12 protein-coding genes are annotated in these 16,308 nt (G+C 39.6%); 5 read left to right on the plus strand and 7 right to left on the minus strand.

What is annotated here, in order from left to right; genetic code table 11:
* The first annotated feature begins 49 nt into the window (after positions 1-49).
* The 3 genes from CYTFE_RS0121640 (at position 50) to CYTFE_RS0121650 (ending at position 5,157) form a co-directional block, all read left to right on the plus strand.
* Positions 50-1,159 (plus strand): glycoside hydrolase family 88/105 protein, encoded by a 1,110-nt coding sequence (locus CYTFE_RS0121640; RefSeq protein WP_044212510.1) that lies wholly within the window; start codon positions 50-52, stop codon positions 1,157-1,159.
* Positions 1,160-1,289: 130 nt separating this feature from the next.
* Positions 1,290-3,095, plus strand: a complete 1,806-nt coding sequence (locus CYTFE_RS27630; RefSeq protein WP_162150101.1) for a BNR repeat-containing protein — start codon at positions 1,290-1,292, stop codon at positions 3,093-3,095.
* 13 nt (positions 3,096-3,108) lie between these two features.
* The gene (locus tag CYTFE_RS0121650) at positions 3,109-5,157 is read left to right on the plus strand and encodes a DUF2264 domain-containing protein (RefSeq protein WP_027473532.1); all 2,049 of its coding nucleotides are present in this window, start codon (positions 3,109-3,111) and stop codon (positions 5,155-5,157) included.
* Between the two features lie 101 nt (positions 5,158-5,258).
* Here the strand turns inward: CYTFE_RS0121650 and CYTFE_RS0121655 are convergent, their stop codons facing one another.
* From CYTFE_RS0121655 to CYTFE_RS0121665, 3 genes are all read right to left on the minus strand, one after another.
* Complete coding sequence (locus CYTFE_RS0121655) at positions 5,259-5,864, minus strand: 6-pyruvoyl trahydropterin synthase family protein (RefSeq protein ID WP_027473533.1); 606 nt, start codon at positions 5,862-5,864, stop codon at positions 5,259-5,261.
* 45 nt (positions 5,865-5,909) lie between these two features.
* Positions 5,910-6,746, minus strand: a complete 837-nt coding sequence (locus CYTFE_RS27635) for a GTP cyclohydrolase I (RefSeq protein WP_052343358.1) — start codon at positions 6,744-6,746, stop codon at positions 5,910-5,912.
* Between the two features lie 238 nt (positions 6,747-6,984).
* Complete coding sequence (locus tag CYTFE_RS0121665) at positions 6,985-7,839, minus strand: pyruvate, water dikinase regulatory protein (protein ID WP_027473534.1); 855 nt, start codon at positions 7,837-7,839, stop codon at positions 6,985-6,987.
* A 229-nt stretch (positions 7,840-8,068) separates the two neighbouring features.
* On the opposite strand from CYTFE_RS0121665, the gene CYTFE_RS0121670 reads away from it, so the two are divergent.
* Complete coding sequence (locus CYTFE_RS0121670) at positions 8,069-9,922, plus strand: MBG domain-containing protein (RefSeq protein ID WP_044262987.1); 1,854 nt, start codon at positions 8,069-8,071, stop codon at positions 9,920-9,922.
* Positions 9,923-10,358: 436 nt separating this feature from the next.
* On the opposite strand, the gene CYTFE_RS0121675 is transcribed toward CYTFE_RS0121670, so the two are convergent.
* The 4 genes from CYTFE_RS0121675 to cysK all read right to left on the minus strand — a co-directional run bounded on the left by CYTFE_RS0121675 (position 10,359) and on the right by cysK (position 15,207).
* The gene (locus CYTFE_RS0121675) at positions 10,359-10,589 is read right to left on the minus strand and encodes a DUF2061 domain-containing protein (protein WP_027473536.1); all 231 of its coding nucleotides are present in this window, start codon (positions 10,587-10,589) and stop codon (positions 10,359-10,361) included.
* Positions 10,590-10,607: 18 nt separating this feature from the next.
* Positions 10,608-12,323 carry an NADPH-dependent assimilatory sulfite reductase hemoprotein subunit gene (locus tag CYTFE_RS0121680; protein ID WP_044212490.1) on the minus strand — a complete coding sequence of 572 codons (1,716 nt, stop codon included), beginning with the start codon at positions 12,321-12,323 and terminating at the stop codon, positions 10,608-10,610.
* A 30-nt stretch (positions 12,324-12,353) separates the two neighbouring features.
* Positions 12,354-14,153 (minus strand): assimilatory sulfite reductase (NADPH) flavoprotein subunit, encoded by a 1,800-nt coding sequence (locus CYTFE_RS0121685; RefSeq protein ID WP_052343359.1) that lies wholly within the window; start codon positions 14,151-14,153, stop codon positions 12,354-12,356.
* A 136-nt stretch (positions 14,154-14,289) separates the two neighbouring features.
* The gene (gene cysK / locus CYTFE_RS0121690) at positions 14,290-15,207 is read right to left on the minus strand and encodes a cysteine synthase A (protein ID WP_027473539.1); all 918 of its coding nucleotides are present in this window, start codon (positions 15,205-15,207) and stop codon (positions 14,290-14,292) included.
* 684 nt (positions 15,208-15,891) lie between these two features.
* Between cysK and CYTFE_RS0121700 the strand changes: the two genes are divergently transcribed.
* On the plus strand, positions 15,892-16,209 hold the full coding sequence (locus CYTFE_RS0121700; RefSeq protein ID WP_027473541.1) for a hypothetical protein: 318 nt from the start codon (positions 15,892-15,894) through the stop codon (positions 16,207-16,209).
* Positions 16,210-16,308 lie beyond the last annotated feature (99 nt).

Below are 16,308 nucleotides of genomic sequence, written 5' to 3' on the forward strand. Positions count from 1 at the left end.
TTTTAAAATAATGGGGATGATCTTGTTTACACTTTTAATTGTAGCATGTATGCCTCAAAATAAGAGCAAACAGAATGTGACCGCCGAAAATTTGAATTCCGTGGAAAAACAGGATGTGATAGCCATAATTGAAAGGGTGAATGATTATTGGCAGACCAATAATCCTGAGCATGGCCGGGCTTTTTGGGATAATGCGGCATACCATACCGGAAATATTTATGCTTATGAAGTGACAGGGAAAGAAGCGTACAAGGCTTATTCTGAAGCGTGGGCCGTACATAACGAATGGAAGGGCGCCAAGTCGGATGATAAGGCAAACTGGAAGTATCATTATGGCGAGAATGATGATCATGTGTTATTTGGAGATTGGCAGGTGTGTTTTCAGACTTACATAGACTTGTTTAATATGGATGAGATAAAAGATTCATCAAAGATTAAACGTGCTTTAGAGGTTATGGAATATGAAATGAGTACGGATAATAAGGATTATTGGTGGTGGGCTGATGGCTTATATATGGTAATGCCTGTGATGACAAAGCTTTATAAAATTACTCAGAATGAGCTTTATCTGGATAAATTGTTCGAGTATTTTACCTATGCGCAAAGTATCATGTACGATGAGGAAACTGGTTTGTTCTTTAGAGATGCCAAATATGTTTATCCAAGACATAAATCAATGAATGGATTAAAAGATTTTTGGGCAAGAGGTGATGGTTGGGTCTTTGCTGGTTTGGCGAAGGTATTACAGGATATGCCAGCTGATTATGTGTATAGGAATACCTTTGTAGATGTGTATAAAAAAATGGCCGTTACATTAAAAGAAGCGCAGCAAAAAGATGGGTACTGGACCCGCAGTATTTTGGATCCCGCACATGCACCAGGACCTGAAACCAGCGGAACTGCTTTTTTTACCTATGGTTACTTATGGGGGATGAACAATGGTGTGCTTTCTGTTGATGCTTATGAACCGGTGGTGACAAAATCGTGGAAATACCTTAGCTCCATGGCTTTGCAGGAGAGTGGTATGCTGGGCTACATTCAGCCAATTGGCGAAAGAGCCATCCCTGGTCAAACGGTGGATAAAAATTCTACAGCTAACTTCGGCGTTGGCGCATTCTTGCTGGCAGCGTCTGAAATGGTAGTCTTTTTAGATAAATAGTGGCTGCAAGAAAACGACTGTTTTATCGTGGTTTGTTTCATGTTCCAGACAATTTTAATTTATTTTTTATAAAAGAGGAAGTCAGTTGAAAGTTATGCATCCAATAAAATTTATAAGTTGTTTGCTTTTTGTGGCAACAACTTTCGTTCATTGTACCAAACGACAATGCGTAAATAATACAGTGCTTACACCCTATGAAGTGACCAGTAAGGGCGCGTGGTGCTGGTTTGCTGATCCAAGAGCGATTCATCATCAAAGTGTTGATGGGAGCATTAATAAGTCATATATTGGATATATTGATGTTCACGGAAATATAAAAGCTATGCAGCATGATTTTGTTACAGGGGAATCAAATGAAGTATTGGTTCGATCTTATTTTCAACCGGATGATCATGATAATCCAACTTTTTTGATTTTACCAGATGATAGGGTCATGATATTCTATTCGAGACATACTGATGAGCCCTGTTTTTATTATCGTATTTCAACAAAGCCGGGGGATGTTAGCTCATTAGGGAAAGAGCATAAGATTGCTACAAAAAATAATACCACATATCCTTCTCCATTTATATTGTCGGATGACCCAAAGCATTTTTATATCTGTTGGCGGGGTATTAGCTGGCATCCTACTATGGCCAAATTTACAATTCCTACATCCGACGATAAAACAGAATGTGTTTGGGGTCCTTTTCAAATGGTGCAATCAACAGCTTCACGTCCTTATGCTAAATATGCATCAAACGGAAAAGATAAAATTGTAATGGCTTATACAACCGGACATCCGGATCCAACAATGCCTAATTACTTATATTATAACTATGTAGATATTAATACTTTGGAGTTGAAAGATGTGAGGGGAAGAGTCTTGTCTAAACTAGGGGAGGATTTATACCATGTTGCAGCCACTGCCGCTTACCAAGAATCTTTCTCCGATGCCGTTGTGGATGCCAGTAGTTTAAGAAATTGGCTGTGGCAAGTGACCCTTGATAAAGATGAAAAGCCACTGATTGCCATGGTAACTATCAATGAGAATAAATCATCGCACGATTATTATTATGCGCGTTGGAATGGTGAAGCTTGGCAAAAATCATTTCTTGCAAATGGCGGAGGGCATTTTCACCAATCGCCTAATATTGAAAAATGTTATAGTGGAGGAATGGCCATTGATGATCAAAATACCAATGAGGTGTATTGTTCTGTCCCTGTTGATGGTAAGTTCGGTCGTGTGTATGAGATAATTAAGTATGTGCTGGATGTGGATGGTCAGATCTGCTCTTCAGATACGCTTACTAAGAATTCTGAATTCAATAATATTCGTCCTTATGTCATCGCCCAAAGAGGAGATTCTCCTTTGAAACTGACCTGGATGTATGGAGATTACTATGATTGGATTGTGAGTGCTAAACGTCCTAAGGGCTTTTGTACCGGCATCAGGGCCGACTATAATGTGAAGCGTAAATTAAATATTAGTGAAGGGGATGATGTGTTACATTATGAGGATGCACAAGATAAACAAGTGAAACGGGTTTTTTCCTTGGATCCAGTTGATAATTTTACAGTTCAGTTGGAAGCTTCTTTGGATACAGCAAACTATTGGGGCGATCTAATAACTACCGAATGTTTTTCCTATGGTATTGATCAACATACATTGAAGGCTTATGTAAGAGTGAAGGATCAAGCGGTTTATTTAAGTACGAATACCTTTGGAAATTCTGATATTTGGAAATATAAGCCGAGAGCAACCAATGGTGTCTGGTGGAATGTTAGTCCATACTCCAGTGTGAGTTTGACGGTTAGCTATTCTAATAAAGAATTGATAACGTATATTAATGGCGCTATTGACCAGGTAATTAATATGAATGTAGCAGAATTAAATGGTATTCAAATTACTGATATAGTGGAAAGGGTTCATTCATTAAATGTTTTTAGTAAATAAAATTTCATCGGTCATGAAAGTTATAAATAATTTTAGTTCGTTTTTTTTGCTGGCGGTCTTATTGTTGGCAGCGTCATCGTGTAATAGGCAAAAAACAAAGGATCTTAAACAAGAGAATGGGAAAGTCAATGTTTTTGAAGTAAAGAATCCTGATTATCAATTGAGTCCTGCAACAGGTATGACACGCACACATTGGGTGAATGCGGCTGAATATATATTAAATGGTGCTTTTTCATATATTAATACATTGGACGACCCTATGAAATTCCCTAAGCAAGCTGGGAAAACGTATCCGCATAATGATAAACAAGTCCCTACCGAAAAACTGGAAGGTTTATGTAGAACTTTATTTGTGGCAGCTCCTTTGTTAAAGGAAAACCCCGACTTAACATTGAATGGAATTGGAGTGGCCGATTATTACCGCCATCAAATACTAAACCTGATCAACCCCGAGAGCCCTTCGTTTATTGTGCCCCGTCCTAAAAATGGTGGGCCAAGTCAAAATTTGGTAGAATTTGGGGCATTGGCGATCTCGTTATTTGTTGCACCAGAAGTGATATGGGAGCCTTTAACGCAGAATCAAAAAGACGACCTGGCTCATACAATGTTAAGCTATGGGGATGGACCAACGGTTCCTTCTAATTGGCGTTTCTTTAATATTTTTATCCTGAGTTTTTTTAAGGATCAGGGATATAAAGTCAATGAAGAATTGTTATTGGATTATCTAAATAAGAGTATCGAGAAATATAAAGGCTATGGATGGTATAATGATAGTCCTGCATATGATTATTATAGTATGTGGGCATTTCAATTATACAGTGTGCTTTGGTCGGATGTTTTTGGATTGAAAAATTATCCAGCGCTTGCTGAAAAACTGATTGCTCATTTTCAGGATCTGAATTATAATTATCCCAATATGTTTTCAAAAGAGGGTGAGATGTTGATGTATGGACGTAGTATCTCTTATCGTTTTGGTTCGATAGCGCCTTTTCCTTTTATGGGTAAGTATGGTGGAGATGCTGCTAATTTAGGTTGGTTACGAAAAATATCGTCACGGACTATCTTGCAGTTCTTGCAGCATCCTGAATTTCTTAAGGATAGTGTTCCTACCTTGGGTTTTTATGGACCGTATGAGCCGGCAGTGCAAAATTATAGTTGTAGAGGGAGTGTGTATTGGATGGGAAAAGCTTTTCTGGGACTGCTATTGCCTAAAGATGATCGCTTTTGGACAGCCATAGAAAATGATGGTCCATGGGAAACATACAGCACAGATAGTGTGTACAATAAATTTGCAAAGGGATCAAATGTTCTGATGACAAATTATCCGATTCTGGGAGCTTCGGAGATACGTGCTTGGTGTCATGAAAAGGTAAAGGACGATTGGCAAAAGTTTAGATCCACAGAGAACTATAATAGATTGTCGTATAGTAGTATATTTCCTTGGCAAGCAGATGGCGAAAATGGAGAGATTGCCATGAATTACGGATTGAAAAATGCCAAAGGGCAATGGGAAGTTTTTCGTTTGTATTCTTTTAAAAAGTTTGAAGATGGCTGCTATTATAGGGATGCAGTCCTTGAAACGGATGAAAATATTAAAATGAACCTGGTGGATATTCCTATCACCAACGGAATTTTAAGGGTGGATAGAAATGTTAGTACAAAGCGTGTGGAAATGCGTTTAGGACATTATGCGTTGCCGGAGTTTGATACTGAAATAAAAGTTTCCACCAGACAGGTTGGGGTTTATCAAGCTACCATCATCGATAATGGTACTTACCAATTGGCCATGGTGCCTTTGCTTGGATGGGAATATGTAGTGGTACTTAATACTAAGAACTTACATCCTGTTAGTGATAAGAGTGCCGTCATAGAGGCAATAGGTGGTTCTGAGTATCGTGAAATACCACAAATATATGCCACTCTGATGTTGTGGAAAAAATCAGGGGAGGCATGGTCTGATGATGAATTATGTCCGGTTAAGTCCTTTGAAGTGTCTGATAAGGCACAACAGGTAAAGGTTCATTTGAATGACCTGGGGATGAAAAGCATTCGTTTTCAGTGAAGTTAGGCTTCGCTAATTTGGGCTTACCTGCTCTAGGTGTCAATTATTCTGGTTGCGAATATTTTGATTAGAGCAGGTAGCTATTTTTAGGATGTACTTTTTTATTCAAAATGCCTGGAGACAACAGGGTTGCTAAATGGTTTTGTGCCCAATTGCTTGTCGTAGTAGGCGATTAGCTTGTCATACATCTCTTTGTCAGTCCATTCGTTTTTGATCTCTGAACTAAAAATGATATCCTTCAACGAAAAGTTGAACCACTCTAAGTCCTCACGAAAAGCTTCTGCATAGCCTGTTTCTGTTTCGTGAACTCTAACTGAGCGTACACGTACGTCTCCTTCTCCATTCTTAAATTCGGTGGCCTGTAATATTTTGTCTATTAAAAATAACAAGGTCAAAGAAAAACACTCAGCCGAAGGACTTACGGGCATGATAATATAACGGTCGCTGTTGGCTTTTATAAAAGATTTGAAATCATCACTTTCCTTGCTCCACATGGCATAGGCGTGATCAAAGCTATCTATGATATCTTTAATGGTTCCCTTGGTAAGTCCAAAGTCATATATCATCTGTCCGTAATCCAACTTGTTGGAAGTCAAAAACACTTCCACAATATAACTATGTCCGTGCAATGATTTCTTACACCTGTTGCTTGAGCAGTCCCTGACAATATGGGCTCCCTCAAACTTGAATTTTTTTCGTATTATCATTTTATACTTGATTCCTTATGATGATTTTTTGTAATGGTGCTTTCTTTATTGATGACTTACCTCTCTTCTTATTTCGAAATTCTTAAAAGCACCTCCGTAATATTCACTGCTAAAAGCGCCTTCATTGCTTTGGGTGCCTCGTAGTGATTCGCAGGTGTGTACCAGTCCGCTTAGTTTTATATATACTGACTCTGACTCTGCGGCTTGGCAAACTTCATCGTAAATCATTTTAGTAAGGTTTTCTTGCAGATGACCTCTGCGTGCTACCCAGTCTACAATACGTTGTAATTTAGATATGCCCAGTACTTTCTTGTCGGGTATATAACTGATTAGTGCATAGGAACCATCTCGGAATAAGGTGCTGAATGGTGCTGTGTGATGAGAACATACTGATACAATGTCAACCCGTTTGGTGATGGGGTATTTTTGATCGTTCTCATTGGGAAAGCTGGCCATCTCCGGACGGTGTGACCAACGTCCGGATAATAGTTCAGAAGCGTCGTTAAGATCACTGCCACAGTACATCTTAGCCATTCTATAGGGTGTGCCTTTTTCTCCACCAACATTCGGATCATTCATGTCAATTTTCATTGCCTTGAAAGCCTGATTAAAATGATATTCAGTGATGGTTCGCATGATATAATGCGCCTCTTCTGTAATGCCGCCTACGGTCTCTACATTCTCCGAAATCTTAAAGTTTTGTAGTTGATTGTATGCAGCCCAAGCCTCGTGAAAATCTTTTGATGGAAATTTTATTTGAAATTTATTTTTTACATATTCCATTAAATAATCAAAATTACCCTTGGCTTTTGAGTCTTTGGGTAATACTGATGCACGTTTTTGTACTTTTTTTATTGTTGTGTTCGCAGTTGTATTTTTCATAACTACCATATTTTAAGCTAAAATTGAAAAAGCATTTCCATATAAATAACTCGCAATTTAAAATAATGTTCTATAAAAAGAACATCGTTTTGGGCAAAGTGTTTAATTCACTTTGAAATATATTAAACAATTGTTTGGTTTATTTTGTACTAGCTGGTATTGTATGATGGTAAGTGCATGATACAGGGAACACAGGTACATAGCTTATGTCAGACTTTTTTTGTAGTTTTTTCTTTGTTTAGTGGTGTTCTTCGTCCAGTTTCCATTTGTCACTACCAAAGCGTTCTGTTAAAATAGTGAGTATTTCATTGGCGGTATATTCAATGGGTTTATTGGTAATGTTCAATACCGTAAAATTTCCTTTTTTATACAAATTGGCAGCATAGTCAAGTTCCATGCGGACTTTGCGTCTGTCAATATAATCTGTATTGGGGTTCATGTGGATGCGATTGACTCTGCTGCTTCGTTGTGCTATTAGGTAAGCCATGGAGATGGTCAGGCCGAAAACCCGTTTGGAATCAATTTGAAAGAGTGTATCCGGTACTGGAGTTCCTGGAACAATGGGCACATTGGCCACCTTCCAACCAAACATAGCCAGGTAAATACTAAGTGGTGTTTTTCCCGTGCGCGAAACACCTGCTAAAACAATATCTGCCGTTGCTATTTTGTCGGTGTGTTGACCGTCGTCATGCATCATGGTGAATTCAATGGCACGGACTCTACGGTAATATTCCATATCTCTTAAGCGAAATAAACCGGGCTGTTCAACGGGTTTCATATCTAATACCGTATCCAGATAATCGCTCATGCTGCCTACCAGATCAAAGTGTCTTATTTCTTTTTGCTCACAGCTGTCAATGAGTTTTCTGCGGGCAACATGATTGACCATTGTATGTGCGATTACCCCATTCTTTTCCACTACCTTATCGGTAATTTTATCAATTTGTTCCTGTGTGCTCACTTCGGGCTCTATGACTACCGGTATTTTATGGTCGGGGTATTGTATTAACATCGACTCAACAATCGTGTGGCCGGCAAGGCCTTTGCCACCGGAAACAATATATATGGGTGGCATATTTGGTTTGTTTTCCATTGGAGAAGATTTTTGCTTTAAGATATAATAAAGTTCGCAAGCTGGCAATAGCCTTTTGTTTGCGAGCCTACATGGTGAATAAAAAATAGTTTTGATGAAAATATGAACTATTTAACGAGATAAGCGTATATCTTATTGAATGATAGATTTTTATTTTGGAGTTGCTTGTTTCGTATTTAAAGGGTAGCTATCTTGTATACTGTCATTTGTTCACCTTAATTTTTAATATATGATGAAAAATTACTTTGCTTTTTTATGGAGTGTAAAGGTTTTTATGCTGTTTACATTGCTTTTGTGCTCGCTGGCTCTCTATTCGCAAACAACAGAGGATTTTGAGCTAGAGATCAATGCTACTTCGTTTACAAGCGAAGGAGTTTTGTTTAATGTGAGTGGTCAATTGGAGGTTGTTCACTATAATGCCTATGGTGCGAATGCGTCTAATTATTATATGGAATCGGAATTTGGAGTTCCGCTGCCTTCTCAGACTTTGGGTTCTATTTCCATTGCGTCAGGTAAAGTCTTTAATTTATACAGTGCGGCGGTATGGCCATCTATTGATGCTGGTAGTAGCCCAAGTAGTGTGCCTGTGCTTTTTATTGGAAAACGTAATGGCACAGAGGTGAAAAGGCAGGAAATAGAGGTGACCCCGACAGATATAAGCGGAGGAGTAGGAGGATGGGCAACGGCTACTTTTTCGACGGATTGGAATAGCCTGAATATCGATGAGTTGGAGGTTCAGTCTGTTGGTGCAACTAATTATGTGGCTTTGGATGATATGAGCTTGGTCATAAAGAATGCTCCTATTGCTGCTACAGTGACTGCTGTAAGTGCCAGCTCTGTTACTTCTTCTTCAGTGAGTGTGGGAGGTGTGGTTTCTGGTGATGGGGGCGGTAATGTTACTGAGCGTGGTGTGGTGTATGCGCAGACTTCGGTCAATAGCAATCCAGCAGTAGGAGGAACCGGAGTGACCAAAGTGTCCATAGGTTCTGGTTTGGGTTCCTATAGTACTATGTTGGAGTCCTTAAGTGCGAACACTAGTTATACCTTTAATGTATATGCGATCAATGAAAATGGAACCAGCTATGGCTCGGCACAGGAATTTACAACAAAGATGGTTCAAACGATTAGTTTTGGAACATTGCCGGATGTTGTCTATGGTGATGTGGATTTCTCGCCCGGAGCTTCTGTCAGCAGTGGATTGGTTGTAAGTTATTCTACGTCTGATGTTAGTGTGGCTACCATTGTTGATGGTAAGGTGCATATTGTTGGTGCAGGATCGTGTACCATATATGCAGATCAAGCTGGAAATGATTCCTACGGGCCTGCACCGCAGATGGAACAGAGTTTAACAGTGGGTAAGGCTGCATTGACCGCTACGGCTGATAATCAGAGTAAGGTTTATGGAGCAGAGAATCCTGAATTAACAATTTCTTATTCGGGCTTCGTGGCAGGCGATACGGAAGCTGATCTTGAATCGGTGCCAGACATATTATCCCTGGTTTCTGTTTCAACCCCGCCCGGAGAGTATATTATTGTTATTGGAGATGGTTCAGACGATAATTATAACTTTTCGTATGTGGATGGTTTATTTACAATAATGAAGGGAACGTTAACGGTTACTGCACATGATAAGGAGAAGTCTGTGGGTGATGAGAATCCTGAGTTAACGTATGAAATAAGTGGCTTTGTTAGTGCAGATGACCTGACAGATCTGGAAACCTTGCCTACCATATCTTGCGATGCTACGGCAGCGAGTGTGGCAGGAACTTATGATATTGTGGTTGACAATGCCATGGATCCTAATTATAACTTTGTTTATGAGAATGGTACGCTAACCGTTCAACTTTCTACTGATGTCAACGATATAGGCTCGACGCAGTATGCTGTGTGGCCCAATCCTACACGGGGTATTATTCATGTTTCAGGTGCCAATGCCGGAAGCAAATACAAGGTGTTTGGCGTGACCGGAAATATAGTGATGGACGGTGAGATGGAGTCCTCTCAAATTGATTTGTCAGATTTGGCCAATGGCGTATATATTTTGGTGGTAGATCAATTTAAGGTAAAGATTGTTAAGAAGTAAGTAGTCAACGAAGAGAACCTTAGAAGATTTAAGTTAATTTAAATTCAAAAAGAGGCTGTGTCGAATATCTGACATAGCCTCTTTTTTTTGATATATAGGTATCGTATTCTTTATGAAAAATTCTCCATGGGAATCAGCCCTTCTTTTCTCTCTACTCTTTGCAAAAAATACTACAAGTTGAAGCTTACTGGCAGAAAGAATTAGCTAAAGCAGGTTTGTTACTATATTGTTATTCCTGGAATCGAAAACTTTAAATTACCAGGTAGTTCCACTGAACGAAGTACAACGAATCTTGGTTGGTCGGTTAATGGAAAGATTACCATAACCGCTTTAAATGAATTAGAATACTATTGAAAAACGGATTATTGCTTTATTTATCGAACGATGCATTAGAAAATCTATTACGAAGTTCTCATGCATCATTCGCGTTAAATGACTAAATAAAGTATTCTGGTTCTTTGGGTTTAGTTTTTCCGTAGTTAATTTTATTCCAGGCTCTCTCGTGCCAGTAATATAAAAATAACTTTGTAAAAACTTCAACGCCTCCAATGGAAGCTGCCATTCCAATTTTACCGGTTATCAAATAGGCTACCAGAAAGGTATCGATGGTGCCTGTTATGCGCCATGAAATCGTTTTAATTAATGTTCGGTATCTTTTTTCTTCCATAAGAATTAGTGTGTGAGGTTATTCTAATTCTTTTATTTTGCTTTGGTGTTGAATGATGCCAACTCGACCAACAAAATCACCAAAACGTTCGTTTTTTTCTCTTTCCGCGGCATATTTACCTAGCAGAACTTTTAGTTCATCTAATATTTGTTCTTCAGATAGTGTTTCTTTGTACAGCGTGTTTAGTCGGTCTCCTGAGAATCCGGCACCCAGGTACATATTGTATCTACCTAATGAACGACCTACAAAGCCTATTTCGCCTAGGAATGGTCTGCCACAGCCGTTGGGACATCCCGTCATCCGAATTAATATTTCATCATTGCTAAGCTTGTTATCTGCCAGAATGACTTCTATTTTGTCCATCAATGATGGGAGGTAACGTTCAGCTTCGGCAAAGGCCAGGCTACAAGTGTTTAGTGCCACACAGGCCAGTGCGTGTTTACGAGCGCCGCTCAGCTGACCCACAGGCCATATTTTATATTCTTTGAGTAATGCTTCTATCTCTTTCTTGTCCTCATCTTTTATGGCGCCTAATACCAAACCTTGGTTACCTGTTAGTCTGAAATCACATTTCTTCAGTTCGGCAATCTTTCGCAAACCAGTCTTTAGTGACTGTTTATCAGAATCTTTAATTCTGCCGTGTTCTATGTATAAGCCAAGAAACCATTTGCCACTGGCAGCCTTCTTCCACCCAAAAAGGTCGCCATTGGTTTTAAACTGATAGGGCTTTGATTTTGCCAGCTTGTAGCCCAGCTTTTCTTCAATCATATCTTTAAAGACAGAAGGACCTATACGGTCAACAGTATATTTTAAACGTGCTTTTCTTCTGTTTTCACGATTACCATAGTCTCGTTGAAGTTTTACAATCTCTTCAATTACCTCAATGGTTTTGTCATAAGGAACATAGCCTATTATATCTCCCAGTCGAGGATAGGTGCCTGCCTCGGTAAAGGTCATGCCCAGTCCACCGCCAATGGCGATGTTAAATCCCTCTATCTGATCTCCTTTGCCAATGGCTATTAGTCCAATGTCATTGGAGAACAGATCGGTGTCGTTATAGGGAGGAATGCTAATGGCAATTTTAAATTTTCGAGGTAGATATGTTTTACCGTAGATGGGCTCTTCATCCTGTTTTCCGTCTACCAGTATTTTTTTATCCAACCATATTTCATGATAAGCCGATGTTTTGGGTAGTAAATGTGCACTGATGTCTTTGGCCATTTTATAGGCAGACGGCACCAGAGGTGAGATGGCCTCGTTGGTGGTGCACATCACATTTCTGTTTACATCACCGCAGGCGGCAATGGTATCCAGCAGTGTTTCGTTGATGTGTTGCATGGTTTCTTTCAGCCTTCTCTTGATTATGCCGTGCAGCTGAAATGCTTGGCGTGTAGTCAGCTTAAGGGTATTGTTACCATGGGTTTTTGAGAGTTCATCAAAAGCAATCCATTGATCGGCGGTAGCCAGACCTCCGGGTATGCGCACCCTGATCATGAAACTGTACAAAGATTCTAGTTTTTGTTTTTTACGTTCCACTTCCAGGTCTCGGTCGGTTTGCTGATAGCTGCCGTGAAATTTAATGAGTTGGGTGTCATCCTCCGCAATGGCTCCTGTAGCGAGATCGTTCAAACTCTTTTCAAGGCTTCCTCTTAAGAAGTTGCTTTGTGTTTTAATTCTTTCTACGTCAGAAGGATTCCAGGATGGTAATATCTCGTTTTCTGTAATTTTAGCCATGAGTCTTTGTTTAAGTTTTTAATTGCATCATTAATAAACATCTTCCTGAAATCTTTTTTCAGTGAATAGTTTTTTAAGGTATGCATTTGCTTCTTCTTTGGTTTTGTTACCGTACTGTTGAATGATGTTGAGGAGTTCGGCTTTTACATCTTTGGCCATGTTTTTCATGTCACCGCATACATAAAAACAAGCGCCATCTTCGAGCCATTTGTACACCAACTCTCCTTTTTCTTTTAAACGATGTTGTACGTATATTTTTTCTTCCTGGTCTCGTGAAAAAGCAACGTCGATATTCGATAACAGTCCTTTTTTTCTGTATTGAAGCATCTCGGCCTGGTATAGAAAATCGGTCTGAAAATGCTGGTCGCCAAAGAATAGCCAGTTCTTACCACTAGCCTGGTTGTTTTCTCTTTGTTGCAAGAAGGCTCTGAAGGGGGCTATTCCGGTGCCGGGTCCCACCATGATTAGATTTGTATCGTCGGAGGGGAGGCGAAAGCCTTCGTTTTTCTTTACACGAACCGAAACATGATCGCCGATATTAATTCTGTCCGATAAAAAGCTAGAACATACGCCAAAGTGATCTCTGTTGTTTAATTGGTATTTGACAGCACCAACTGTAACATGAACTTCGTCGGGGTTATAGTCATAGCTGGACGATATGGAATATACGCGTGCTGGTAATTTTCGTAATATGGCAGGTAGGTCTTTTGCTTCTAGTGAAACAGGAAAATGTGTCACTAGATCTAAGAAATCTAAGCCGTATAGAAAATCGGCTAGCTTGCTTTTGTTCTCAAGGATGGCTGAAAGCTGATCGTTATGCGCAAATTCAGCATATTTTTTAAGAACGGGTACTGTTATTGTCGTGATTTCGTATCCGGTTTTTAAAGCTTCTTTTATTTTTTTTGTATCTCCATCTGCTTCAATCGTTTCATCCTCTGGGATATTTAATTGGTTGAGTATGGACAGGATAAGCTTGTCGTCATTATCTGCTCTTATTTCCAAAGCATCACCGGGTAAATAGCTAAGTCCGGTGTCTTCAATGTCTAATTCTATATGGTATGTTTTTTTACTGGAACCTCTTCCGTTTAATAATACTTTGTCGAGTACTTCTACTTCTATCCACTCATCACTGTTGAGTTCGTTGTTGGTAGTCCGAACCAATGGGTTTGTGGCAGTTGAGCTGGAGCCTGCGAATTTATTGGCTAAGGCTGGAAGAACCTCATCCAGCTGCTCCTTAAAGTCTATATCCAGCTCAATTAATTCGTGAACTTCGTTTGAACCCAGGGATTTGAGCTGATTGAATATGTCGCGACCTGTTTGGCAAAAGTTAATGTAACTGCTGTCGCCAAGGGCGATAACTGCATGATTTAACTGGTTAATTTTGGGCGCTTTTTTTCCGAAGATGTAGTTGTAGAAATCTTCTGCCGAAGCCGGAGGGTCTCCCTCGCCATGTGTAGAAACAATGACAAGTAAATTTTTTTCTTCTTTGAGCTTGCGGTTTTTGTATTCGGGCATGCTGGTTAAAGAAACATCAATGCCTTTTGCCTCTGCCAAGACAGCGAATTGCTCGGCAATTAGTTTCGAGTTACCCGTATGGGTCCCGTAAATAATGCTGAGCTTATTGGCTACAGCCACTTCAGAGGCACCGTTGGAGCCAATAATAGAAGCGCTGCTTTCTTGTAAAGCACCATCCAGGAGGCCGCCGCTCTGATTTAGTCCGGCCATATATCCCGACAACCAAAATCTTTGTTTGTCTGTCAGGCCTTCGTAAAGTTGCTTTGCCTGAGATATTTGTTCTTGCGTAAATATTTTATTGATAGCGTCAATCATAATTTAGTCTAAATATATGACAAACCCATGGCCGTTCAATTTGTTCAGAACGGCCTAAGGTGTTCATTTTTTTATTATTAAGGAGTTGCTGGGGATGGGGGAGGAGTTGAGAGGGGCAATAAGTGTGCAGGTGCGCTTAAATCTCAAAACTACTCAAGTATCTTTCGCCGGTGTCGGGTAATAATACTACTATTCTTTTCCCTTTAAACTCTTCTCTTTTTGATACGCTTAGTGCTGCCCAAAGTGCTGCCCCTGATGAATAACCACATAGTAGCCCTTCGCTTATGGCTGCCTGATGACTGGTTTGAACAGCATCTTCGTTGCTCACTTGCACGACCTCGTCGATGATGGCTGTGTTTAGGTTGGTGGGGATAAAGCCTGCTCCAATTCCTTGAATTTTATGGGGGCCTGCTTGTCCTCCGGAAATCACGGGCGAATCGCTTGGCTCTACGGCAATCACCTTTAATGCTGGGTTGCGTGCTTTGAGTACTTCACCTACTCCTGTGATGGTACCCCCAGTTCCTACTCCGGAAATAAACACATCAACCTTGCCATCTGTATCTTTCCATATTTCTTCAGCAGTGGTAGTTCTGTGAATGGATGGATTCGCCGGGTTGTTGAATTGTTGTGGAATAAATGATTTTTCGTGTTCCTTCGCTAAGTCTTCGGCTTTGTCAATGGCGCCTTTCATCCCTTTGGGTGCTGGAGTTAGTACTAACTCGGCTCCAAATTTCTTTAGGAGTTTTCTGCGTTCAATACTCATGCTCTCCGGCATGGTCAAAATAAGTCGGTATCCTTTTATGGCTGAAACCAATGCAAGTCCAACTCCTGTATTTCCACTGGTGGGTTCTATGATAACTGTTTCTTTGTCTAGTTTTCCCGTCTTTTCTGCGTCTTCTATCATGGCAAGCGCAATCCTGTCCTTTACGGAACTAGCCGGATTGAAAAATTCTAACTTGGCTACTACCTGGGCTTTTCCTTCGTTTAGTTTGTTGATTTGTACCAAAGGGGTATTTCCTATTAAAGCACTAGTACTATTTGCAATTCCGCTCATATTAAATGTTTTTGTATGTTTCTTAATTGTCTGGTACAAACATAGTAGATGAGAGTTTTAAAAAGAAATGCCAATGAAGTTAAAAGCATACTAATTAAGTATGTAAACAGACTTTGGTGGATGTGTTTTTGCTGTGTTGTATTTTTTATGTATTTAATAATTAGGTGATTGTGTTTTTGTTTTTGGCGGGGTTTTATATTCATATAAAAATAGTAGGTCTATATGTGTGCTGTAGGGAATCTACTTGTTTATATGGAGGCTCCAAGAATACTACAGTTTTTTCTGTCTTTGAGAAGAAAGATTCAAAGACAAGGTTTTGATTTTTTTTTGAAAGCAAGGTGTTTGCTGCTTATAAATGACTGTTTTAAAAATGAGCATAACGTAGTGTTTGGAGTTTCTTGTAAAGATTATATTGGTGGTATTATGTAGGGTAGCGGACGGTAACAAAGTGTTGCATGTACACCTCTAAATATTCAACAAAATGAGGTGAAAAGTCCACATTCTTTATCTTGGGTATTGTGTTTATTTTACATTTGTGTTGTGGTATAACATTCATGTTGTTAGTTTGTTGTGTGTCTTTTATTTCTTGCTTGTTTTAGTTTGGCACTACTTTTATTTATAATAGGTCAGTACGGTACCATAGTGTAACCGATTTTTAGTTTTTAACCATTAAAAATTTTCAAGATGAAAAGTATTGTAATTATGGCCTTCGTGGCATTACTTGGATCAACAGCTTTATTTGCAACTATGAATGTACAAGTAAAACAAGCTCAGGTTGTTGCAGTGGAAGATGAATTAGCATTTACCGAGATTGCTGTGGATAAAATTCCTCAGCTGGTGGCTGATAAATTTGCCAAGGAAAATGAAGGGGTTGCTATTTTTAAAGCATATACGGCTACAAAGGCAGATGGGAAAGTAGTTTACAAAATCAGTGTAAAAGATGCAGAGGGACAGGTGCAGGATTTCTTTTACAATGAAGACGGTTCGGCATGTAGTAAGTAGAAAGAGGAGAATGCTCATTCGTTTTTTTGCAAGGAGAGTGCGTCGTGATGGTGCACTCTCTTTTGCATTGGGCGGACGTTATTGTAATGGAGAAGCTGC

Origin of the sequence: Saccharicrinis fermentans DSM 9555 = JCM 21142 (assembly GCF_000517085.1) — a bacterium.
GTDB lineage: Bacteria > Bacteroidota > Bacteroidia > Bacteroidales > Marinilabiliaceae > Saccharicrinis > Saccharicrinis fermentans.

What these genes read in the sequence shown, in the direction of transcription:
- CYTFE_RS0121675 (WP_027473536.1), bottom strand. Translation starts at nt 10,589, where the DNA reads ATGGAAGAAAAAAGATACCGAACATTAATTAAAACGATTTCATGGCGC.
- CYTFE_RS0121655 (WP_027473533.1), bottom strand. Translation starts at nt 5,864, where the DNA reads ATGATAATACGAAAAAAATTCAAGTTTGAGGGAGCCCATATTGTCAGG.
- CYTFE_RS0121700 (WP_027473541.1), top strand. Translation starts at nt 15,892, where the DNA reads ATGAAAAGTATTGTAATTATGGCCTTCGTGGCATTACTTGGATCAACA.
- CYTFE_RS0121665 (WP_027473534.1), bottom strand. Translation starts at nt 7,839, where the DNA reads ATGGAAAACAAACCAAATATGCCACCCATATATATTGTTTCCGGTGGC.
- CYTFE_RS0121680 (WP_044212490.1), bottom strand. Translation starts at nt 12,323, where the DNA reads ATGGCTAAAATTACAGAAAACGAGATATTACCATCCTGGAATCCTTCT.
- CYTFE_RS27635 (WP_052343358.1), bottom strand. Translation starts at nt 6,746, where the DNA reads ATGAAAAATACAACTGCGAACACAACAATAAAAAAAGTACAAAAACGT.
- cysK (WP_027473539.1), bottom strand. Translation starts at nt 15,207, where the DNA reads ATGAGCGGAATTGCAAATAGTACTAGTGCTTTAATAGGAAATACCCCT.
- CYTFE_RS0121650 (WP_027473532.1), top strand. Translation starts at nt 3,109, where the DNA reads ATGAAAGTTATAAATAATTTTAGTTCGTTTTTTTTGCTGGCGGTCTTA.
- CYTFE_RS0121640 (WP_044212510.1), top strand. Translation starts at nt 50, where the DNA reads ATGCCTCAAAATAAGAGCAAACAGAATGTGACCGCCGAAAATTTGAAT.
- CYTFE_RS0121670 (WP_044262987.1), top strand. Translation starts at nt 8,069, where the DNA reads ATGATGAAAAATTACTTTGCTTTTTTATGGAGTGTAAAGGTTTTTATG.
- CYTFE_RS0121685 (WP_052343359.1), bottom strand. Translation starts at nt 14,153, where the DNA reads ATGATTGACGCTATCAATAAAATATTTACGCAAGAACAAATATCTCAG.